The organism is Actinoplanes sp. NPDC051388 (assembly GCF_055586225.1).
This window is the reverse complement of sequence record NZ_JBVJIP010000026.1, coordinates 112,609-133,838: the sequence shown is the minus strand read 5'-3', so window position 1 is coordinate 133,838 and position 21,230 is coordinate 112,609. Positions and strand designations below refer to the sequence as shown.

Sequence of the window (21,230 nt, the reverse complement as noted above, 5' to 3'; positions counted from 1 at the left end):
ACGGTCCACGCCTTGCTCACACCGAACCGAACGAGACTGATCTTCAGCTCGTAGCGCCGATCAACATCGATTCAGCAGATCGTGTTAGCGGCTCTTAACTGAAGGGCCGAGTAAAGGGGTTATCGACGCCATGCATCGTTTGACATCAACAAAATGAACGTCTTCGCAGGCTCGTGACCTGCGAAGACGTTCCAGAAAGTCGGGCTGACAGGATTTGAACCTGCGACCCCTTGACCCCCAGGACATGAAAGGCCCAGCGACGTGCTCAACAACGTTTTACCAGGTCACTGGAAAGCATACCAGGCCGAGTAAAGGTGTCGCTACCAACCACTTCCTGGCGAACCCATCGCAACTCGCCTACCAGCAGTTTTGCTGCCCGGGATCCCTCAAACGAGTTCTCCCGGAACTTTATCAGTGTTCTGCCGACGCTCCAGCAAGCCGATTCATTCCGATGAGCGGCGTGCTAACCCGCCACCGGAGCGGCCCTTTGACTCGGAACCCGATCATGCTCGACCAATCCTTCTTCGCGGAGAATCCTTCCCGTCGAAGCCCATCGGAAATCAACCGCGATTTCGACCATTCCCAGCACCTCCTTTACTCGGTTCCTTCGACTCTCAACCGGGCCATGGCAGGTTTCACGACGACCACCGCAGGCAGGCGAGTTTCGGAGTCCCTATCCTGTGTGGCCCTGCCTGCGGTTGCTTGAATCCGGATACACGCATTCCGGGGCCTCAACTGGTGCACATCGCCACGGACTTACCAACGTCAGGGAGAAGACTCGTGGTGCAGCCAGCCCAGTTCCGCAGCGACCTTGGCTGGATTTCGGAGACGGTCATCAGTTCGGCGATCCGGTCCGTGGCCTGCAGGCGTCTGGTTGCGTTGACCCGAGTGTAGTAGCGCATGAGAGTGGCCGGATCATGGCCGAGCCGCTCCGCGACCTCGTGGACGCCGTAGCCGGCGTCGAGCAGCGTCGACGCGATCAGGTGCCGGATCTGGTGCGGACCGATCGGCCGGACCGTCGCGGCTTCGGCCAGCTGGTTGAATCGGTCGGTGAGATTGTCCGGTCGGATCGCCTGGCCCATACGGCCGGCGAACAAGTATCGCGACGCCGGCCCCGCCGCGACCGGCCCGAGCAGGTCGAGTGTCACCGGGTCGAGCACCAGCGTGCGTACACCGTTGTGCGACTTCGGCGGCTTCACCCGAACCCGGCGGCTCCCCGGATCCTCGACCACCAACTGCCGACGCACGGTCAGGATGCCCTGCAGCGGCTCCAAGTCACCGCACCGCAGACCACACAGCTCTCCACGCCGCGGGCCGGACACCAGCAGCAGCCGCCACAACGGGTACAAACGATCATCCACGACATGGTCACCGAAACACCGTGCCTCGGCGAGTGACCACACCGGTCGTTCTTTGTCGCTCTCGCGCAGCTTGCGCGCAGCTAGGGTCCGGCCGACCTGCTCCACGAACGCCTTCGCCAACACCAGATTCAGCGTTCGCAGGGTGGTACGGGAGTAGCCGCAACCCTCCAGCTCCCGGTAGGCGCGCTCGACCATCCGGGCACTGAGCCGAGAGGCACGTACACCTCCCACATACGGGTAGATCAGACCGAGCAACCACCGGTAGCCGTACACCGTGTTGGGCTCGAGTTCCTGCTCCCGGGCCAGCACCCAGTCTTCACAAATGTTCTGCACGCTGTCACTGAGCCGTGGTTTCGGATGCCGGGCGTCTCGCTGCCGGCACAGTCTGCCGTACTCGATGGTCGCGGCGCGCTCCGTCACGAAGTCGGTCCGCCGGACCTGCATCCGGATCCCACCATGGTCGCGGCCCATCTCCAGCCGGAACCCGAACGACCCTGTCCCCGGATCTTGAACGATCGCTTCGGTATCGGACATTGCCCGCACCTCCGCTCCAGTCATGGCTCCCAGATAAGAGGAACCTTCACCTTGACCAACGAGCCGATCACGAAGCAGCAACGCACATGAGTCGACATCACTCGAACAGGGAACGATCGGAACGTTCAGACGGGCGACAGGGCCAGGCCACTGCGGACGTGTTGCGAAAAGCCCGGCGGATTCAAGCATCGCCGGAATCCACGCCCTCAGCCGAGCTCACCGATTCTCTGCCCAAGATGCGAGGATATGCGCGGGAACGGACTCCTGGGCGACGCGGCCTTGTGCGTCGCGGACAGCGGCCGTCTGCTCCCAGAGCTGGTTGCCGAGCCAGTTTCGGCCCGGCATCGCCGACCAGTTCACGTTTCCGGTGCTCTGGATGGGGCGATCGGCCATAGCGGCCCATAGAGCTGCGGCGGGTCTGATTTCGGGTAGCCCGGCGGCGGCCGCAGCCGCTGCAGCGTCGGACGCAATGGTAAGGCCAGCGGGATCGAGGTCGCCCCAGTACCAGGCCGTTCCGGTGACGGGGCCGCGTCCGCCGATGTCGACCCCGAGGGCGGCTACTTGTGAGGGGAAGGCATTGCCGCATCCCCAGGCGACCGCGCCGATGCGATGGCCGTGGCCGTTTCGCAGGGTGTCGACGGCGACCCAGTAGGTGTCGCTGTTCTCGACTACCAGGATGTCCGGTCCTGGGCCGACCGCGATGGATGGCAACGGGGCCGGTACACGCACGCACGCCAGCATGTCGAGACTGAGCCGGCCTGGGCCAAACAGGTTGGTGCGGACCATGCCGTCCAAGCACTTTTCGTCGCCGAAGATTTCGGCCGACCGGTAGCGCACCGGCACCACGCCGATTTTGCCGCCGTTGGTGCGTGCAAGCCAATCGTTTACAGCGATGAGTTCACGCAACCGCGCGTCGGACAACGTCGGCAGGGAGGCGATCCAGCCGAGTTCATGACGCCACGGAAACCTGATCCACTCCTTGGCGCGAAGCGCACGACGGGCCGCCGGGATCGAGACCGACCGCGGCAGGGCAGGCGCTGTTGACGTGTCCCACGCGGTGGTCGGCAGTTCCAGCAAGCCGCGAACCGCGAGGTCGCGTAGGGCGGCCTCAAGGGCCGCGGCCTGGGCGGCCTCGCCGATCAGGCGTGGGGCGGCGCGGGTCCACAAGCTCCAGATCTGGGACAGCGGCACGCGGACGGATCCGGTCCGGGCGAGCGCGTCGGCGAGAGCATCGATCTCGGCAGGCCGGACGAGGGAGGATGTCATCGGCGAATCTCGTAGGTGGTGGCGTCGACCCAGTTCTTGGGCTCGTTCGGGTCACGGCCGGCGGTGAGGGCGGCGGCGATGTCAATGCCATCGACGATGCGGGCGCGCAGACGCAAAAAGGAAAGGTTGCGTCGCAGGTCGCCGTCGTTGCGGAGTTTGACGACGACGGATCCGGGTCCGGTGAATGCGGCGTCAACGCCGGCGTCGTGGAGGCCGGTGGCACAGACCAGTTGCAGGCCGGTGTGGGCGGCGAGCCGGTGTTGCATGGCGATGAGGGTTTCGGCGGATGCGGCGCCGAAGGGGTTGTCCAGTAGCAGGGTGCCGGGTGGCCGGGCGCCGCCGGGGCGATGTGTGCTGCGCACGCCGGACAGGGCGCAGTAGACAAGCACCGCCAGAGTGAGGACTTGGCCGCCGGAGAACTCCTGCGGGATGCGGTCGGGCGGGCAGTAGATGACTTTGCCGTCGATGCGGGGTTTGAGGATCTCGATGGACCAGGCACCGGCGCGGAGACGGTCGATTACGGTGTCGCGGACGGCGTCGGCGAGCCAGCGGGCTCGGACGTCTGCCGAGGAGGCGCGTTTCGGATTGGCGGCGAGTTCGGTAGCCCACGAGTCGATGCGGTCGGCCAGGCGGACGGCTGACTCGTCATCGGCGGCGTCCTCGAAGCGGATCTTGATGGCTGGGTGGTCGGAGAACTCGCCGAGGCCGGCGGGCAGGCGAGATGCGCGGGTCACTTCGCGTAGCAGTCGGCGTTGCTCGCGGCAGAGGGCGAGTAGTCCGTCGCGCAGAATCGCCCGGTGGGTGTCGAGGGCGTCGAGGTCACCGCGGGCGGATTCGGCCATGGATTGGATCCGGCGGGCAAGGGTTTCGGCTTCGGTGATCAGGTCGGCGTCGCGCAGGGCTCGGACTCGGGCGGCGACAGGGGCGTCCAGGTCGCGCCAGCGGGGATCGGTGGCGCCAGCGCGGACGTTGGTGACGGCTTCGCCCAGCTCGTCACGTGCGGCGCGTTCGGCGGCTTCCGCCTGGCGGTGGGCTTGGACCAGTGTTCGCATGTCGGTCCTGGCGGTGTCTTTGCTGCCGGCGTAGATGCGTTCGGCGGGCATGGGTTCGGCGGGCCACATGCCGATGGTGTCGTTGAACGCGCCGATGTCGGCGATGACGGCGGCGTGCAGCTCCTCGGCGTCCTGCTGGGCCTGCTCGGCGGCTTCACGGCGGGCCAACAGTTCCGCGTTGCGGCTCTCGAGGCGCTCCAGTAAATGCGGGATGTCCGCGGGTGTGGCCGGTAGCCACTGCGGCGTGTTGGAGAGGTCGATGTGGTTCTGCCTGTCGCTGGAGGCCGGGCTCGCCACCTGTACCTCCGTGGTGGCGTTCTCCTGTTCGGTAACTGCTCGAAGGTGGGCTTTCTCGGCTTCGGTCGCCTCGGCTCGCGACCGGTTTTGCGCGGCGATCAGCGCGTCGCGCGATGAGGCGGAGGTGGAGCGGGCCAGAACGGCGGCTCGCTGCACGACAGGTTGGGCGAACCGGTCGCGACGTTCAATGGATTGGTCTAGATGTGACTGCGCCCGGTTGAGGAACTCGGCCTCGCGCAGGCCTTGTTCGGCGGAGGTGAGTTCCTTGCGCAGAGAGTCCCAGGTGGCTTGGACAACGGCCAGGTTTCCGCCGGGATCCGCGGCGGTGTGTTCGACGCCGAGTTCGTCGCGCGCTGTCTGCCAGGTTCGGCGGTCCGCGCGGGCCTGAGCGGCGGCATGAACGCCGGCAGACATCCGGGCCTTGGCGGCAGCTCTGGTTTCTACGGCAAGGGCGAGGCGCCGCCCTGCCTCGGCCTCGGCCGTCGCGATGCGTGGTCGCTGGTCAGCCGCAGTAGCGGCGGCGTCGGCGATGACGACGAGTTCCTCGGCTCGTGTGGCGGTATCTCGTGCCAGCTGGTGTTCGCGTCGCGCTTCGCCGGCGAGGCGGCGGCACTGTCCTGCCGCTTGGCGCTGACGGTCCCGTTCGAAGCCCAAGTTGGTTTTGCGCCGCACGGCCGATTCCACCTCGTCGGCTGAGCTTGTCGAGGCTGTGGTCAATGCGGACCGTGTAGTGGCAGGCCACCCCTCGGTGAAGGCGGAGCATGACGCGGAAGCCGCCCGGTGCGATTCGGCAGCGGTTCGGGCTTCGGACAGCTTCTTGCCCTGCTGCTGTTCAGTGGCCTCGAGTTCGGCGCGGGCGGCGCGGGCCCATTCACGGTCCCAGGTCGCGCGATGCGGCACGACCACGTGCCGCGGTCCGGCGTCGTTTCTAGCTGCATCGCTCGGGGTCGAGGTGGGTGGAACGGTGACGGTGACCGGCACGCGGGTTCGTGGTTTCACCTGCGTGAGATGGCTGATGGCCGCGCCGAACCGGTTCGGATCGGAGACGATGATGGCGCCGGCGATCTCGGGGCGCGTGGCGATGAACGCGGGCCGGTCGGTGGGCTCGATGATGTTGCGTTCGATCCAGTCCAGGCCGGTGACGGCTCCGATGCGCTCGGCCAGGAGGATGTCCAGGATGGCGAGCACGTCGGCGCCGGTCGGGGCAGTGCCTGTTTCGTCGAGATGCGCCAGCTCGTCGCGGGCGGCTCGGACCTGCCGTTCGTGGTCGGCTGCGCGCTCGTCGGCACGCCGGGCGGCTTGGCCGGCCAGCTCGACGACGCGGCCGACGTCAGTCACGTCGGCGGGCGCGCCCCCGAGCAGTGTGGTGACGGTGTCGTTCGCGGCGAGCGTGGCGAGTTGGGTGTCGAAGGCCTCCAGTCTCATACGGTCGGCGTCGGCTGCTTTGCGCAGTCCAATGAGCTGATCTTCGAGGTTTTGCAGGTCTGTCTGGAGGTCGTCGAAGGCGGTCTCGGCGGTTTCGGCCAGGCCGTCTTGCCGTTCCGCCTCCGCGGCGGCTGCCTCGATCGCGTCCTGCCAGCGGCGTAGGCATCGCCCGGGGCGCTCGCCCGGCAGGAGCCAGCCGGCCTCGTACGCTGTCTCGATGGCAGCTTCGGCGGCGTGGATGGCTGCGTCGAGGCGGTCCAGTTCCCGGCGTGCGGCATCGCGGTCGCCTTGAGCATCCTTCTCGAGGTCGAGGGCTTCGCCCATGGCTTGTTCGCCCGCCCGGGCTTCTTCGTCTGCGGCTTCGGCGGCGGCATCAGCCTCTGCGATCAGGCCGTTCAGGCGGCCGGCGAGTGCTGCCGCAGCTTCTTGGACTTGTTCGCGCAGGGGCGCCAGCTCGGCGTGCGCGGTTTCGTATGCGATCTTCGCGGCGTCGCGTTTCTTGCGGGCTATATCCACCTCGAGGACGCGATCGACCGCCTCCCACGCGTCTCTTTCCATGGCGGCGTCGGCGGCCAGCCTGGCGTGGTGTGCGACGGCGGCGTCGGCTTCGGCGAGCCGATGCCGTGCTCGTTCCAGCTGCAACTGCAGCCGGATGTCGCTGATCTGGCCGTACTCCCGGCGCGCTGCGCCGAGCTCTCGGACTGCGGCCTCGACGGCATGGGCCAGATCGGCCAGCGCAGCGGTGTCCTGTGCCACGCGGTTGGTCAGTCCGGCCGCGTGTTCGCCGCCGGCGACCTTGGCCTTGAGCGCCAGGGCAGCGTTGTCGTCCAGTGCGGATTTGCGTTGGGCCAGGAGCTCGACGCGTGGGGCAAGCTCCGTGCCGAATCCGGCGAGGGCGTCCAGGTAGGGCCGCTGGGTGGCGAGTTGAGCGTACGGGCCGAGTTTTCCGGTGAAGTCGGCGATCTCCCGGTCGTCGTTGAGCGCGGCGATGAAGAACCGCACCACGTTGTCCGGAGAGTCGAAGCTCGCGAGTAGTTTCTCGGCGCCGGCCTCGGAGTCGTTCATTCGCATCTGATAGCTGAACAGGACCGGGTCGATGCTGGTGCGGTCCTGCAGCGCCTGCGTCCACTCCGTTTGAATCCGGCTGAGCACCCATTGCGTTCGAGAATGGGCGGACATCAGGCTGGTCACCTGCGCGAGGTAGGTCTCGAGGCCCGTGCGGCGGCCGTCGGTGACGAACGGCAAGTCGTCGATGCCGGGCAGGCCCGGCCCCGTGCGAAACAGATACCAGGCCCGGTGCATGTTCGTGGTGGAGCGTTGTTTGTGGCCGGGCTGCCGCCGGCCGTCCTTCCACTCCATCACGGCGCCGGTAACGGTGCGGGTTCCGGTCGTGGCGTCTTCCCACTCGCAGAGAATGTGGGAAGTGTCGCCGGTAAGGACGTAGTCACCCAAATTCTTCCCGCCGACCTGAGCCCGGGAGGCGGGCACCACCAGGCTGCACACCAACGTGATCAGCGTGGATTTCCCGCCGGTGTTCGTCAGCGACAGCAATACCCTGGAGGCAGCGCCGTCGCTGGTGGTGAAGTCCAGATCGAGCGGGTCGAACCGGGCTCCGTCTGGGCCGACGCCGTGCAGGCGGATACGGCGCAGTCGTAACGGCGGCACCGGCAACCGGTCCGGCGTTTGTTCCGCGACCTGGGTGAACAGGTCTGCGGCGGCAATCGTGTTGTTAGGGTGGTTGTCCGTCACGGCCCGTCCTCGTCCTGGACATCTCCGCCGGTGTCGACATCCGTGAGCTGGTTGACGATCGCGTACAGGCCGGAGTCCTCGCAGAGCACCGTGACCGCGTGCCGGAAGCGTGGCCGGGCCAGCCAGGTGCCGCCGTCGGTGTCGCCGCGGGCCGTCAGGTAGCCAGCGTCGGCCAGTATGCGGCACACCCGGTTCACCAAGCCAGGACGGTCGTTGGCGGAGCGCCGTCGCGCGTTCGGCCGTGCGGTCTGCAGGCCGGCCCATTGCCGCCACGCCTCGATCAGGTCGTCGTCGACAGGACCGTCCTCGCCGGTCGCCTCGGCGTGTGCCTGCACGGCACGGTCGAGGGCGTCAACGACAGACTGCGTAGTGAACACGGCCACCCGGTCGGGGTCGTCGAGCATCGAACTGTCCGGGTACGCGGTACGGGCGATCGTGAGGACCACCGCTCCGATCGCCGCCCGGTGAGCCGGTTGCGCCCGCTTCACGACATCGGACGCGGTGACCCGCAACGGCGAATCCGCGTTCGCGGTGGCGATGATCCCGTCGCGCTCGTCGACCAGCAGGTAGAGGCCGGCGCCGGTAAAAACCGCGTCGACGGTGGCGGCGAAGTCCGGCTCGTTGCGATATCGGGCCACGACACGGTGGTAATCGTCGTGTCTGCCCGGCGTCTCTCTGGGCCGACCGGCCCACGCCAGCATCCGGCCGACGTCGACGCTGTCGTTGTTGGCGCTCATGCCGCCTCCGCACTGTCATTGACATCGATACGCCTGGCAGCCGACTCCTCGATGTCGGCGGTGACCCACCCCGACATCAGCAGCAGATCGGCCGTACGGAGCAGCTCGGTGCTCAGCCGATCGCCGGTGTCCACGGCGACGAGGACCCGGTCGCCGGCCGACCTGCCCGCCAGCCTCGCCGCCCACGCCCGGTGGGCAGCGTGAACCATCGCCGCCGCCAGCAGGTCGGGGTCCAGCGGCTCGCCGTCTTCATCGCTGACCTGCGAGGCGAGATGATCGACCCGGGCGATCAGCTGGGAAAGACGCACCGGCTCGTCGACTCCCTCGAAGATCGCCTCGACGGTGTCCTCGTAGGTCTCCCACCACTCCGGTGCGTCATCGTCGTCGAACTCCGGAGGCTCGAACTGCTCCCCCGGCTCGGGGACCCGGGCCGGGGCGCACAGTTCGTCGGTGAGCACAGCCAACGAGGGCATCCAGCGAGCCGACAACCCACCAACGACCGCCACCAGCCGATCAGCCAACACGGCCGCCGTCCCCGTGGGCGCAGCCAGATAGGGGTTAAGCAGGTCCCTGCCGAGGTCGGAACGATGCGTCGAGCGTGGGGCACGGACGAATCTGTCGTCCAATGCCTCCCGCAACCGGGTCCGTGCACCGATCAGGTGGGTGTGCAGTTCGTCGTGCCGATGTCGGCACTCACGAAGAATCTCGATCAATGTGTTCGCCGCTTCCACCTTGGCCCGGTCCTCAAGTTCGAACCGCCGCTCGGCGACCGCCTCCAACAGGGAGGATTCACCTGCAAGGCGTTCCCGGACGTGCAGCAGCGCTGCGTCCAGCAGCGCCGGAACCTCGCCGACCCAATCGTGGGTGTCGGGGTCGATGAGGGTGTCGGCGATGATCCGGCGGATCCGTTCCTGATATTGGATGGACTGGTAGCGGGCGTACCGGGCGATCTGCACCGCGGATTCGATGGCGCCTCGGGCGATCAACGCGGTCAACTGCGCCTCGGTAGCGATCTGCGCCGCCTCGATGTCCAGATCCAAGGCGTCGATGAAAATATTGATCGCCTGCTCGGAGGCACGCAGATACTCTGCGGCGTCGCCGCCACCGGCATGCACGTACAGCAGTCGGAAACGCTGCGCCCGCCACTGCGGCCCCGCCCCTGTGTACGTCAGATAGGGGACGGTTTCGATGTCGGTGGTCACCAGCGAGACCACGACCCGCTCGGCCACCGCCGTCCACTCGCCGCGATCGGCCTCTGGCGCCTGGCGCGCAGCCTGGCCCGTAGCGTACTCAACCGCCTCGTCCCACGTCTTGCCGGCAGAGATCCCCATCGCCAGCGCCACCTGATCGATCACCGCGAGCGCGATCGTGAACAGGTCGTACCGGTGCCAGAAGTCGCCCTCGAGGCTCGACTTGGTCCGCTCGATGTCAGTCAGAACCTGAATCGGTGCCAGTGCGCGCCGGCGACGAGCGATGGAGGTGTCATCGGTGGGGATCGTGATGTCCCAATCGACCGGCGCCACCGGCACGTCCCAGTCGGTTGGCACTCGAGATCTCCTTCCGGCACGCGTCGACGGCAGTCGTTCAGTCGTCGTGAAAGGGCACACGGCTCGACAAGCCGTCATTCTAGGAGACGGGTCCGACACTTTCGGTTAGCTAATTGGTTGATCTCGAAATCCACAAGGGTGGCTCTGATCGACCACCACGTTCAGCGCGACCCGCCCGCTGAAGCAGCGCGAAGACCTCCGACGCCCGCACGACCAGAGACGCGCGGGTTCGACCACCCACGAGAGCCAGGTTTGGCGTCCCTGGCGGACCCCGAAGACCGGTACGTCATCGCTGCGGGAACCGAAGAGGCAGCCGAACGCGTAGGCCGTCAACAACCACGGCATCGCAGTCTCGACTCGGGCGGCTTCCGATCATCTGCGCTCCTTGGCCCTCTTCGCCGCCGCACGGCTAAAGTCGAAGCCAAGCGGCCACAGTCCGGCAGGCCGCAGACGAACACCACCTGATGTTGCCGACGTGGTTGTCATCATGATCTCGGGCCAACTCCAGAGCCAGCGCAAGTTTGTCCCGCTCCGCCGTGTAGGCCCGATCGAGCAACTGCTCCCGGTCGGCAAGATCACGATCGCTGCACATCGCCAAACATCACTCCTCCGAAACGATCTACTGCTCGCCTTGACACACGTGTACCAGACGTGGCCGACGCGTAGTACGTTGATACGATCGATCGTCCTACGGAGGCGAAGATGTCGACAAGAGTTGATGTGAGGTACGGCAGACCACGATTTCGTCCCACGGTCTGGCCCGAGCGGTCGATTGCCGCGCCACCCCTCGCTCCCGTGCAAGCAGTCGAGGTAGTCGACGACTGGATCTTGTGGCCCAAACAAGATCAAAGCCGCATCGCGGCGGTCGAGCTACCGGCAGACTTCTACTTGCGCGAACTCATGGAACTCGAATTTGACAACCTCGACGCCGTTGCCGAACTGGTCTCCCATTACGGATACTTCTGCGCTTTTGAACTGGAGGATCTAGACCCCGCAGTTCGACTTGAGCGAGCTTTACCCACCGACGCGCCGACGCACGATCAGTTCGTCAGCGGACATCACCGCGACAATGTCATCGCGCACCTCCACTCTGCCCAGAACGCCATCGAGATTTGGATCGCTTCTCAAACGGACGGCGGCCTAGAGGAGCTGGTCGAGGAGTACGTGACGCATGAAGCTTTGGAATACATCAGTTCTGAAGCACCTGAATGCCAAACCCTCGACGACGTGCGCGAAATCTATATCGAAGACCGCATCGACGAATTCCGGGGCACCTTAAATGCCGCCTTAGGAAAATTCAGCGTAGGCATTGGAGACCTGAGGGCAAGGATCCCAACCATCTACTCCGTCTCATTTCTGCAGCTGTACAATCATATAGCAGAAAACGCCACCCTTAGACATTGCGCAAATGAGCCCTGCGAAAACACATTCGTTCGCCAGCGCGGCCGCGCCGAATACGGCCAGCACAGAACCACAGGGATTAAGTACTGCAGCCATCACTGCGCTCGCGCTCAAGCACAGCGAGAACTGCGACGTCGTAAGCGCTCAGCCTCCTGACCCGGTCAGCCAAACGCAGATGCTCAACTCCGTCAAGGCTGCCAATTACTGGTACCCGCCACGCGAGCAGCCCGTCAAAGGCCGCAAGGTTGGCCCAGCGCAATACCGCAACAGGCTATGTGCCCACCTGACCGGAACAGCCGCCACTGCCGACCCAGCCGAGCCTGGCGAGGTCGCCGAACTGGGCTCCACGCTGGACGGCTCTGGCCGGTCAGCGTCATCCCCGCCGTCAGGCCCTGGGGCGGCCCGCCTGGGCTCTTGCGGTTCGGGCGATCAGCCTTCGGTGGTCGGCCTGGAGCAGGTGCCGGACCTCGTCGTGCTCGGGGCCGTCGTTCAGGGAGCTGGCCAGCGCATATCTGACGGCCGGCTCTGGGTCCTTCGCCAGCTTGACGCCCAGGTCAGGCCACTGGCTGGGTGCGCGCACCCACACGCGCGCGGCGAAGGCTCGAGGCGCCTTATTGGGATGCGCAGCGAAGACCGGAAGGTCGATCTGGAGGGCCTCCACCGGGAGAGCGATCAGGGCGTGCGCGATGTGGAGCCAGTCGGTGTCCCGGGCCCCATACATCAGGGAGATCGCCAGCTCCTGCACCTGCGTGAACTGCTCCTGGCTGGTCGCGAGGGCGGCCGCGACGCGCAGGGCGAGAGCCGCCAGCGGCCGCGTGCCGCCGGTGACCTTGAAGCGGGCGAACGGGCCGTTGTCGATCCCGAACGCGACCAAGCTCTCCGTCGGCTCCCGGACGAAGCTCATCAGCGCGTCGAACACCGCGGACCGCGTCGCCGCCGGCAATGTGGGAGCGAGGTACAGAATCGCTCCCAGGGCATCGGAACGATTTTCGGCGGCGTCGCGCACCTCGGCCACCCTGTCCAGCATTGCATCGGTGAAGCTAGTCCGGTCCGTGTCGTCAAGAGTCCGCACCAGCAGGGCGGTTTCCTTCAGCGCCGTACCGAAGGTGGTAACGCTAGGGTTGAACACGAAGGGCTGCGAGTCGCGCTCGAAGCTAGAGCGAGCAACCGCCAATACCGGCTCGACGTCGCTACCGGCGAGCACGAGCGTGAGAGCGGCATACCGATTCCCCTCTGAGGCCGCTGACACCAGGCGCTCCGAAACGCGAGCTGGGTTCGAACGGAAGAGAAGCTCCCCCTTGTCGGACGCGTAATCGGCAATATGATTGTTCAGCAGCACGGCATCGCACAGAGCGTCGACCACCCGGGCGCTCAGCGAAGGGTGACTTTCGGCTATGGCAACCGCTGCAGTGATGTATTCCTCATAGAACGCGAAAACCGAGTCCGGCGTCGATTCGGATAGATGGTCCTGCGTCAGGTTCAGGAATCCTTCCGCCTCTTCCAGCGATGCGGCGCCGCAGGTTCCGGCGTACGCTCCAAAGGCGGGCCCCCACGTGTTGTTGGGTGAGCGCGAGAACTCCTTCGTGGTGAGCTCGCGATACGACGCGCTTGCCCACTCCCCGGCCGTCTCCTCCGGGATGAGCTCGGCGGCCACCGACGCGAAGCGGAAGGACGTCGCGCGTTCCCAGGCCGGCTGATCGTCCGACGGTGGATGGAAGTCGAGCGGATCGTCGGGCAACCGGCCGACCAGGGCCTTCAACTTCTGCCAGTAGCCGCCGGTAACGTAGTGCCTGATCGCCTCGGTCCACTGTCCGGTTTCCGTGTACAGGTCCCCGAACCGTTGGTGTGCCAGGAACTCTTCCTGCCAGTCGGCGCCCAGCACCGCATACGAGAGGTGCTGGTGCAGGTTGTGCCGCGCGTCGGGCCACCGCTTGTCGAGGATGTTGGACGTCGCCCGTGAGGCGTACGGCTGTGGCTCCGGTAGCACCGAGCCGCTGCCGCCGACCTTAAGCGCCTGTGCGACCAGGTGAGTGTCCGCCGCATTCAGTTGCGGGCCGAAGTTCTGCCTCGCGACCCAGACCGTGGCGTAGAGCCAGGACGCGGCGGAGTCGTTGAGTCCGGCCTGGACCGCCAAGTCGATGGCGCCCTGCCATCGCCGGAGCGCTTCGTCCGTCCGCCCCTTGATCGCCAAATGCCGCGCATGGCGAGCGGCGATCCATGCGACGGCGTTCGGCGGATAGTGCCCTTTAGCGCCGTCAAGCTCACTCCAGTCGTCGGCCGCTTCGGCGAGGCACATCAGAATGCGAGCCCGGATCGTCAGGTGGTCATCGTCGAGAGGGGTCGTCAGAGCAGCGTCATGCAGGCGGTCCATCCGCGCGGTCAAGAGATCGGCGCGGCGCCACACGATGCATTGTTCCGCGAGCATCAATGCGCATTCGAGATATTTCATGTCAGCGCTCTGGAGCGCATCAAAGGCAGAAGCGACGTCATCGATGTCTACGGAATGCTCATAACCGAACGCAGCGCCGTAGGAAAGCGCGCTGATCGATCGGAGGATCGACTCGGAAAGGTGTCGGCGATTGCTGTCCAGTTTGCGTATGTGCTCGGCCACGGCGAACGAGTTTCCATAGGTGTGGAGAACCCATCCCAGGTTGAGGCGCAGGGCGGCAGCAGATTCGAAGTCGCCGCCGGATTCGAGCCCCTCGCACTGGCGGGTCCGGAGCAGGATCGCATGCCGGGCGAACGGCGAGGCCTCGAGTTTCGACGCCACCTCGGCGAACAGCGACGCCGCCTCCAGAGGAGACTCGGCCACTCGCTCTTCTGCCTGCTGAAGCCGCTCCGCCTCGCCCAGATGGGCAATCGGACCGCGAAGCACCGCGTCCGACGTGACTGGCGGAACGCCGTTGATGCGCCGCGCGATCGCCGCGAGGTCCGCGTCGCGCACAAAACGGTAACCCTGGCGTTTCTGCTGCTCTTTCCACTCCAGCAGTTCCGCGATCGTGTAGGCCGAATCGTGCTGGTCAACCGGAGGGTGATGCAGGCCGCAGAGGAGAAGCAAATTCTCGAAGCCATTGATGTCACACGTATACGCCGGGTCGTGCCGCGGCCCTTTGGGCGACTCGGACCGGATGTGCGCGATCTGCGCCGTCGGGGTCAGCAGGCCTCGGTCCTCGAAGATGATCGGGCTCGCGCACCCGAGGTACGCGCAGTGAGCCGCCGTGCCAAAGAGGAGCTTCAGCGTTCGATCGGTGTAGCTGCGTGGCACTGAACGATTTTAGCGTGCACCCGCAACCAAACGCGCAGGTGGAGCGGAGCGATCCTCGGCGGGAGCTGCGGTCCATACTCCGCCAGGCGCCCACGAGCCACTTTGACGGGGGCACCTGGCAAACCTCGGGTTCAGTAGGTCGTGATGTTCCGCGTGTCGATGTGGAACAGCGTGGCGGTCACGCTCGGGTAGTCGTGCTGCAGCCATCGGTGGTTGAGCTGCGAGTAGGTCCAGCCACGCTTCGTGTAGCCGGAGCTGGACTGTGCGCCGACGCCCCACTCGGCCACCTCAGGGTATGCCCCTGGAGCGATTGCAACGACGAGTGCGAGGTGGTCGACGTTGCCGTCGTTCTCCCAGTCGTAGGCGACGATGTCACCGGATTCCGCCTGCGGCACCGCGTTCGTGCTGAAATTCATCGAGATGTGCTGGGTCAGCGGGTAGCGGACGAGCAGGTAGTCCATCAGCGGCTGCGCGGCGGTCGCGGAGACCGTCCCGGGCCGCTTCTGAACGCGGCCGTGTTCGCCCTGCGGGGTCCAGTCCGTGTCGGCCTGCATTCCTCCCGCCCACAGCGCGTTGCTAACGAACCAGGTGCACGCCGCCGGGAACGGCTGCTCCTTGGCGGCGTTGTCCAGTGCCCAACGCACGGCGGCATCACGGTCGAACGGCGCTGCGGAGCCGTCGGTGATGTATGTCGGGTCGGCCACGGCGGGCGCCGCCAATCCACCGGTCAGTGCGACCGCCGCGGTGACGACGAGAAGTAGTCTCTTGATCTTCAAGTGCATACCCCTTCCCTCTTGAACGCTTGTGAAAGCGTTCACGATCGATCGTCCGCGCTACCCGCCGGTACACAAACCAAAGCTCAGGACTCACTCGTTCGTGTGGTCCAGCCGCAACGCCGAGGATCGAACACATAGCTTTCCTCGCGGTGAGGGCGCCCCAACACAAATCTGTGCTGGATGGGCGCCCGAGCAGGATCGCCGAACGCTAGTTCATCGACGAGCCGAGCTTGACGGTCCGGCGTTTGAAGGGCACCGGGCCGCCTTCGAGGTGATAAAGCGTCAGTGCGTTGAGGTCGTGACGTTCCAGGGAACCGGTGGCCTCGACGACGCCGTTTTTCGCGTCCGAAGTGAGGGTGATGATCATTTCGGCGTCGGCGGAGACGACGAGGCCGGGGCTGCGTGTGGCGAAGATGTACTGCCGGCCGCCGCGCAGGTCGCGAAGTTTTGCCACGAGGTATTCCTCGATCCACGGGGCGTGCAGCGCGTCCTCGGGCTGGTCGATGATCAGCGGGTCGGTGCCGTCGGCGAGGGCGATGATGAGGATCGCGGTGCACTTCTGGCCGTGGGCGAGTCGTTCGATCGGCACGTAGCCGTCGTTGGGCGTGCTTGCGGAACTCGACCGAGAGACCATCGTGCAGATCGAGGGTCTGCACCCGCAGGAAGTCCTCGATGGCGCCCTTCTCGCGAACGTGCTCGAACAGGGTCTCGACATGCTTGCGCTCGGCGCCGGTGGCGGTGCACACGCCGTCGACATCATCGGCGAGGAACGAGCGGACCAATTTCACCGGAAGGGTCTTCTCGCAGATCAACTGGAGGACCGGGGCGCGCAGCCGGGAGCCCTTGGCGATGGCCGTGAGGTCGGCCAGGTAGGCCGAGTCATCGTTCTCGGAGAGCACCTTGATCCGGACGATGCCGCCCATCAGCTTGTTGAGCGCCTTTATCCGGTCCTCACGCCGCTTCCGTCGCGCCTTGCGCGCCTCGGTGAGCTCGGCGATCAACTCTTCCCGGTACGACGTGGCCGTGGCCAGGTTCGGTACGAGCTCTTCATTGAGCTCGGTCTGCTGCGCGTCGAGTTTCGCCTTCTCGGTCTGGAGTTCGACGAGCCGGGTGCGCAGCGCGGCGAGGCCCTTGTTGTCGACGTCGATGCGGCTGACCGCTTCGGCCAGTTCCCGGTCGAACGTCTGGTACCGCTCGAGCCACTCCTGCCGGATGGCCACCAGTTCCTTGTTCACCACCAGCAGGACCTGGGCCAGCTGCGCGTTGGCCGCCTCGATCACCTCGCGCAACTGCGAGTACGCCGCATGCGCCCGCTGGTAAAGATCCTGGTTGTCGACGATAGAGGCCGAGCCCCGAAACTTGTCCCCACCATCCATCCGGGCGGTGACCTTCAGCTCGGGGATGCCGACGACCGACTCGAAGAGGGCCTTCTCCGCGCTCCACCTCCCCTGCATCTTGATGGTCTCGCCGTCGAACAGGCCAGACAGTTCCGCCAACCGCATCTCGACGTCGGGAAGGGTCTCCAACCTGGCGTGGACCTGCGCGATCTTGGACTCGAGCGAGCCGATGAGCCGGCCGTTGTCGTCGAGCCGGCCGACCGCGTCCGTTTCCCGGATCTCGAACTCGGTCAGGTCGAGCGCGGCGTCGATGAGCGCCATACGGCCGACCGGCGTCCGGGCGTACTCGATCACCTCGCTCTGCGAAAACTCGGTGATCGCGATCCGGCCGGACAGGCCGGTCAGCTGCTCGGTGTCGCCGATGAATTCCGGCTGGGTGGAACCGTCCTCGAAATACGCCCGGCGCACGAGGCACCGCGCGTGGCCGCGGGTGAGCACGACCTCGACCGTCGACCCGGAGGTGAGTGCGTACTTGAGCCGGGAGTCGACCTCCTTGCGGACCTGCGGGAAGTCGCCGGTGTCGGTCTGCTGGTCGAGGGCGAACCGCACCAGTTCGATCAGCAGCGACTTGCCGGCGCCGGTCCCGCCGAGCAGGCAGTTGAGGTCGCACGAGAACTGAAACTGCTGCCCGTCGAGGAACCCGCCGGTCACGGTCACCGACTCGATCACCGTGTGCTCCGGCGCTTTCGGTTCGTCTAGTCGGACCCGCAGAGCAGGATCGGCCAGCGCGTGCTGCAGGCCGCACAGGTCGGGCCGTGATGCCTTGATCCAGGTCCGGCGGTGGCCGATGCCGTGCAGGACATGCCAGCTCGCGCCTGGGGCAGTTGTGTCGGAGCTACGGACGACCGCGAGTTCGCGCCGGCCGTCGACCCGTGCCTTGAGCTTGTCGGCCTCGGTGAGGTCGACGATCTCGACTGCGCCGATGGCGTCGTCGAGCAGGGTCTGGTTGATCCGGTCGGCGACGGCGAGGCGGAGCAGGCCCTTCTCCCGGTCGGCGTGCGCCGGGATCGCCAGGCCGCCCCGCGCGACAATGATCTTCGCGGTGTCGGCGAAGCCCTTGCCTAGGGCCTTGTGCAGGTCGCCGTGGTCGGCGCGGAGAACGCCGAGTTCGACGAGCAAGTCCTCGAGGTGCTGCGCCGGGGTGCCCTCCTCCCAGATAGCGAGGAGATGCCCTTCGGCTGTGCTGAGCTCCAGACCGGGCAGCACTACAAGGTTTGTGTCGCGGGCGGCCTCGGCCATCCTCTCGCACCAGCCGGCCGTGTTGTGGTCGGTGACGGCGATCGCGTGGAGTCCAGCGGCGATTGCCGCGTCGACGATCTCTCGGGGCTCGCTCGCGCCGTAGGTGTGCACGTCGACATCACCCGAGGCCGGCGTGTGGACATGGAGGTCGACAGCCCAGAATCGCGCGGGTCCGTGCTTCGCGCCCGCCAGCGATGCCGCCCGGCCGCTCTCCGTTGGTGTCGTTGCTGACGTCAAAGCACTCGTTCCGTGATCATTCGCCGCCGTCTGAGCGTCCGGCTCGACACCCTACGCTCAGTGACCTGAAAGGAAGGACGACACTCACCCATACGGGCGATCAGGCGCCAACCGGATGAAGCCTCACCGGACCATCAGCTCGACTACGTCTCCAATCCGCCGAGACGTTCCGGCTCGGCCGGGTGGTCGGCCGCACCGGTCAAGGACGAGGCCAACCTCTCGCACGTTCCGTTACCGAATCGTCCTGGAGCCCGCTGGTCGTCCGCCCCTGAAGGCCGGCAGTCGCATCGTGTCCAACGGCCGCAGCACCGCGCCGACGCGTCCTTCGATCCGCGAACGAGACTCACCTCGGTATCCGGGATCAGCGGCACCACCATCAGGCGGGTCCAGCGTGCGGCCCGACCGGTCCGTACATGCTCCTGGATACGGTCGTCCACGCCGGCCAGCCCGGACCGGACCGCGCTCCCGACGTATCGGATGGCGTTGTTCGAGTCGGCCGCGATGTAGACGGCCGTCACGAACTCCGACCACAGCTTCTCCTCGACGATCTGCAGCAGCGTCGCAGCCGCCGGTACCCGACGCAGAAGATCTGGTCCGGCGAGGTCGCATGCAGTGTCATACGCCTCTGGGCTCAACGCCCGCCCTCGGCGGGTCACTCCTCGTCCCCGCTGCCGTCCAGATCAGCCCGCATCCGACTGGCGCGGCGCCGCGCCAGTCGCCACTCCGAGACGAACTCGGAGACCGCGGTGAACATGTGCTTCATCTCGGGGTCGTCATAGCCTTTGGTGTCGACCAAAGGCAGGCCCTCGTTGTCGACGACCTCGTTCACGTCGATCGCCGCGGCGTGCAACTCCTCGAGGTGCTCGCGGAACTCCGCGATCGCGGCGGCGAACAGGTCCTCGGGGCTCTCGTGCGTGACGCTCTGCTCGCCGGAGATCTGCGCGAGCTCCCGCAGCCGACACGCGGTCAGCTTCTCGGCCCGCAGGAAGCGCCTGTTCTTGGGCGTTGTCCCGTCGGGCAACTCCTGCGGGTCGCGACCCGCCCGGCCGTCGAGCACGACCTGGCACAACTGGCGGAGGCCGCCCTCGGACCTCGTCAATTGCCGGAGGATCTGCTGGGGCCTCGGTGTTGCTCCCACGCCCACCGAACTCGGAGCGGGTCAGCAGCTGAGTCTTCGCCGCGACCAGGTGGTAGCTGGCGAGCGTCGCAAGCTCTGCGGTGGCCGGGCCGACGCCGTCCACATCGTCGAGTTCGTCTTCCGCTTCGGCCAGGAGGTCGAGCGGCCCCGAGCGGGACAGCTCGACGCTACGCAGGGCCGACCATCGCCACGCCCGTTCGAGCGCGGAACGCAGCGCCGTGAGCCGTTTGTCCGCCGGGAAGCCGCGAAGGGCGACCTCGGCCGCGAGTTGCGTGCGGTCGTCGACCCTCGGCCGTGCGCCCGTGAGGTCGATGATCGCCTCGTTGACCGCGCGCGCCTGTCGCGTGTTCGCCTGGGGATTCAGTGCTCCACAGGCCAGGACCGCAAGTTCGTCGTCGAGGAGACCGTGGTCGCGGTCGGTGCCGTCGAGGATGTCGCGGATCTCCTCGGCGGTCATCTCCCCGACGGCCGGCAACTGGTCGCGGTGGTAAAGCTTGTCGACCGCGGCGTTGGCCTTGGCGTTGAGCGTGGTCGCGGTGGTGAAGTTCATCGGCGGTGCCATGTGCAGGTGCGCCACGAACCGCCGGCGGGCTCGGTCGTAATCGTGCGAGGCGTTGAAGTCGATGATGACCCGGGCGTTGGGCATGATCGAGCAGCGGACCTTGCGGGCCTGATCTTCGGTGACGTCCTCGCTGTCGGCCCACTCGGCCAAGTTGCGGTGCAGAGTGAGCCCGCGACGGCTTCCCGGCCGCAGGTTCCAGACCGCGTCCTTGAAAGTGATCCCGAGTCCCTGATGAGCTGCGACGGTACGGCCGAACCCGTCTGTGGACTCCAGGACGGTCACCGGCCCAAGGTCGGTGGTCAGCCGCAGGATACTCAGCCATCCCGGGTCTCGATGCCGCGGTCCTGGATGGACGCGACGTGCGGGTTGAACGCGGCCATGTCGGCGATCCTCGGCGCCATCTGGAGGATCACCTCCTCGGCCGAGTCCATCTCGAAGGTCAGTAGCGGCTGCCCCTCCAACGCCCCGAACCCTCGGCATGTTGATCGCGCCGCGGGCGTGCTCGCCCTCGAATCGGATGTTGTCCGGCGACGGCACGATCCGCCACGTGACGACGTCGAACTCGACGTACGTGAACTCGTCCGTGCCGAACCGCTGGACCTTCGGCACGCGTAGAGCCCGCCGGAGACCCTGCTGGTCGGCGGCGGCGTGAGCAAGCGCCTCAGCGAGTTCCTCGCTCAGCCCCGCGGCTGTGCCGGCCGCGACGCTCTTGGCGATCACCGCCGTCGACGCGGGTGGGCGCAGCCGCGCGCCAATCAACTGGTGATCAACGATGTCCGACTCGTCCGCGAAATCAAGCTCGACGGGAGATGTGGAAACGAGCGCCATGGAAGTTCTCCTCGGCTCTGACTGCTCACCACTATGGTCAGCAGCAGGGCCAGGACCCGGTCCGACACGGCACCGTCTCCCCACCTGTCCCTCCTCGGCCGGGTGGCCGTCCAGGGTGTGTGGCGCGTCGCCGACTCACGCTCCTGCAGGGCACCCGTCGATCTGTGACGGGTGGAGCCTTGGCCCGGCCGGGACCTCGAAGGAGATCAAGCGACCGAACTGGAGACGACGATCCAGCGACGTGAACAACTAGCGAGGCAGGCTAGCAGATCCGCTCGCGTGTCACCGTGGATTACAACCGCAACAGCGACCTGCACCTTGCCTGTACACGGTTCGAGCCGCCGCCATAGGGCCCACCCCTAGCCGCCTGCGCCTCGACACTCGGGCAAAGATCACCGTACGGACGTTCGTGTCAGTGA

Annotated in this window: 12 protein-coding genes; 2 read left to right on the top strand and 10 right to left on the bottom strand. The window is 66.4% G+C overall.

Annotated elements, in window-relative coordinates; translation table 11 throughout:
• Nucleotides 1-731: 731 nt before the first annotated feature.
• The 5 genes from ACZ6TI_RS43395 to ACZ6TI_RS43375 all read right to left on the bottom strand — a co-directional run bounded on the left by ACZ6TI_RS43395 (nucleotide 732) and on the right by ACZ6TI_RS43375 (nucleotide 9,968).
• Nucleotides 732-1,895: a tyrosine-type recombinase/integrase gene (locus tag ACZ6TI_RS43395; RefSeq protein WP_465351132.1), complete on the bottom strand. Its 1,164-nt coding sequence runs from the start codon at nucleotides 1,893-1,895 to the stop codon at nucleotides 732-734.
• 216 nt (nucleotides 1,896-2,111) lie between these two features.
• Nucleotides 2,112-3,161, bottom strand: a complete 1,050-nt coding sequence (locus ACZ6TI_RS43390) for a hypothetical protein (RefSeq protein WP_465351131.1) — start codon at nucleotides 3,159-3,161, stop codon at nucleotides 2,112-2,114.
• Nucleotides 3,158-7,684 carry a hypothetical protein gene (locus ACZ6TI_RS43385; RefSeq protein WP_465351130.1) on the bottom strand — a complete coding sequence of 1,509 codons (4,527 nt, stop codon included), beginning with the start codon at nucleotides 7,682-7,684 and terminating at the stop codon, nucleotides 3,158-3,160. The genes ACZ6TI_RS43390 and ACZ6TI_RS43385 overlap by 4 nt, the downstream gene beginning before the upstream one ends.
• Nucleotides 7,681-8,421, bottom strand: a complete 741-nt coding sequence (locus ACZ6TI_RS43380; RefSeq protein WP_465351129.1) for a hypothetical protein — start codon at nucleotides 8,419-8,421, stop codon at nucleotides 7,681-7,683. The genes ACZ6TI_RS43385 and ACZ6TI_RS43380 overlap by 4 nt, the downstream gene beginning before the upstream one ends.
• Nucleotides 8,418-9,968, bottom strand: coding sequence for a hypothetical protein (locus ACZ6TI_RS43375; protein ID WP_465351128.1), 1,551 nt, complete (start codon nucleotides 9,966-9,968; stop codon nucleotides 8,418-8,420). The genes ACZ6TI_RS43380 and ACZ6TI_RS43375 overlap by 4 nt, the downstream gene beginning before the upstream one ends.
• Nucleotides 9,969-10,763: 795 nt before the next feature.
• Between ACZ6TI_RS43375 and ACZ6TI_RS43370 the strand changes: the two genes are divergently transcribed.
• Nucleotides 10,764-11,525 (top strand): hypothetical protein, encoded by a 762-nt coding sequence (locus ACZ6TI_RS43370; protein WP_465351127.1) that lies wholly within the window; start codon nucleotides 10,764-10,766, stop codon nucleotides 11,523-11,525.
• Between the two features lie 229 nt (nucleotides 11,526-11,754).
• Here ACZ6TI_RS43370 and ACZ6TI_RS43365 read toward each other — a convergent pair whose 3' ends face one another.
• The 5 genes from ACZ6TI_RS43365 to ACZ6TI_RS43345 form a co-directional block, all read right to left on the bottom strand.
• The gene (locus tag ACZ6TI_RS43365) at nucleotides 11,755-14,634 is read right to left on the bottom strand and encodes a hypothetical protein (protein ID WP_465351126.1); all 2,880 of its coding nucleotides are present in this window, start codon (nucleotides 14,632-14,634) and stop codon (nucleotides 11,755-11,757) included.
• A gap of 131 nt (nucleotides 14,635-14,765) precedes the next feature.
• The gene (locus ACZ6TI_RS43360) at nucleotides 14,766-15,416 is read right to left on the bottom strand and encodes an amidase domain-containing protein (RefSeq protein WP_465351125.1); all 651 of its coding nucleotides are present in this window, start codon (nucleotides 15,414-15,416) and stop codon (nucleotides 14,766-14,768) included.
• Between the two features lie 77 nt (nucleotides 15,417-15,493).
• Nucleotides 15,494-18,157: an AAA family ATPase gene (locus ACZ6TI_RS43355; RefSeq protein WP_465351124.1), complete on the bottom strand. Its 2,664-nt coding sequence runs from the start codon at nucleotides 18,155-18,157 to the stop codon at nucleotides 15,494-15,496.
• Between the two features lie 269 nt (nucleotides 18,158-18,426).
• Complete coding sequence (locus tag ACZ6TI_RS43350) at nucleotides 18,427-18,918, bottom strand: hypothetical protein (RefSeq protein ID WP_465351123.1); 492 nt, start codon at nucleotides 18,916-18,918, stop codon at nucleotides 18,427-18,429.
• 17 nt (nucleotides 18,919-18,935) lie between these two features.
• On the bottom strand, nucleotides 18,936-19,382 hold the full coding sequence (locus tag ACZ6TI_RS43345) for a hypothetical protein (protein ID WP_465351122.1): 447 nt from the start codon (nucleotides 19,380-19,382) through the stop codon (nucleotides 18,936-18,938).
• 88 nt (nucleotides 19,383-19,470) lie between these two features.
• Here ACZ6TI_RS43345 and ACZ6TI_RS43340 point away from each other — a divergent pair, with 88 nt between their 5' ends.
• A complete protein-coding gene (locus tag ACZ6TI_RS43340; protein WP_465351121.1) occupies nucleotides 19,471-20,598 on the top strand; it encodes a hypothetical protein in 1,128 nt (375 codons plus the stop codon).
• Nucleotides 20,599-21,230 lie beyond the last annotated feature (632 nt).

Excerpts from the sequence above, each read along its gene's own strand:
- ACZ6TI_RS43360 (WP_465351125.1), bottom strand. The coding sequence starts at position 15,416 with ATGCACTTGAAGATCAAGAGACTACTTCTCGTCGTCACCGCGGCGGTC.
- ACZ6TI_RS43380 (WP_465351129.1), bottom strand. The coding sequence starts at position 8,421 with ATGAGCGCCAACAACGACAGCGTCGACGTCGGCCGGATGCTGGCGTGG.
- ACZ6TI_RS43395 (WP_465351132.1), bottom strand. The coding sequence starts at position 1,895 with ATGTCCGATACCGAAGCGATCGTTCAAGATCCGGGGACAGGGTCGTTC.
- ACZ6TI_RS43390 (WP_465351131.1), bottom strand. The coding sequence starts at position 3,161 with ATGACATCCTCCCTCGTCCGGCCTGCCGAGATCGATGCTCTCGCCGAC.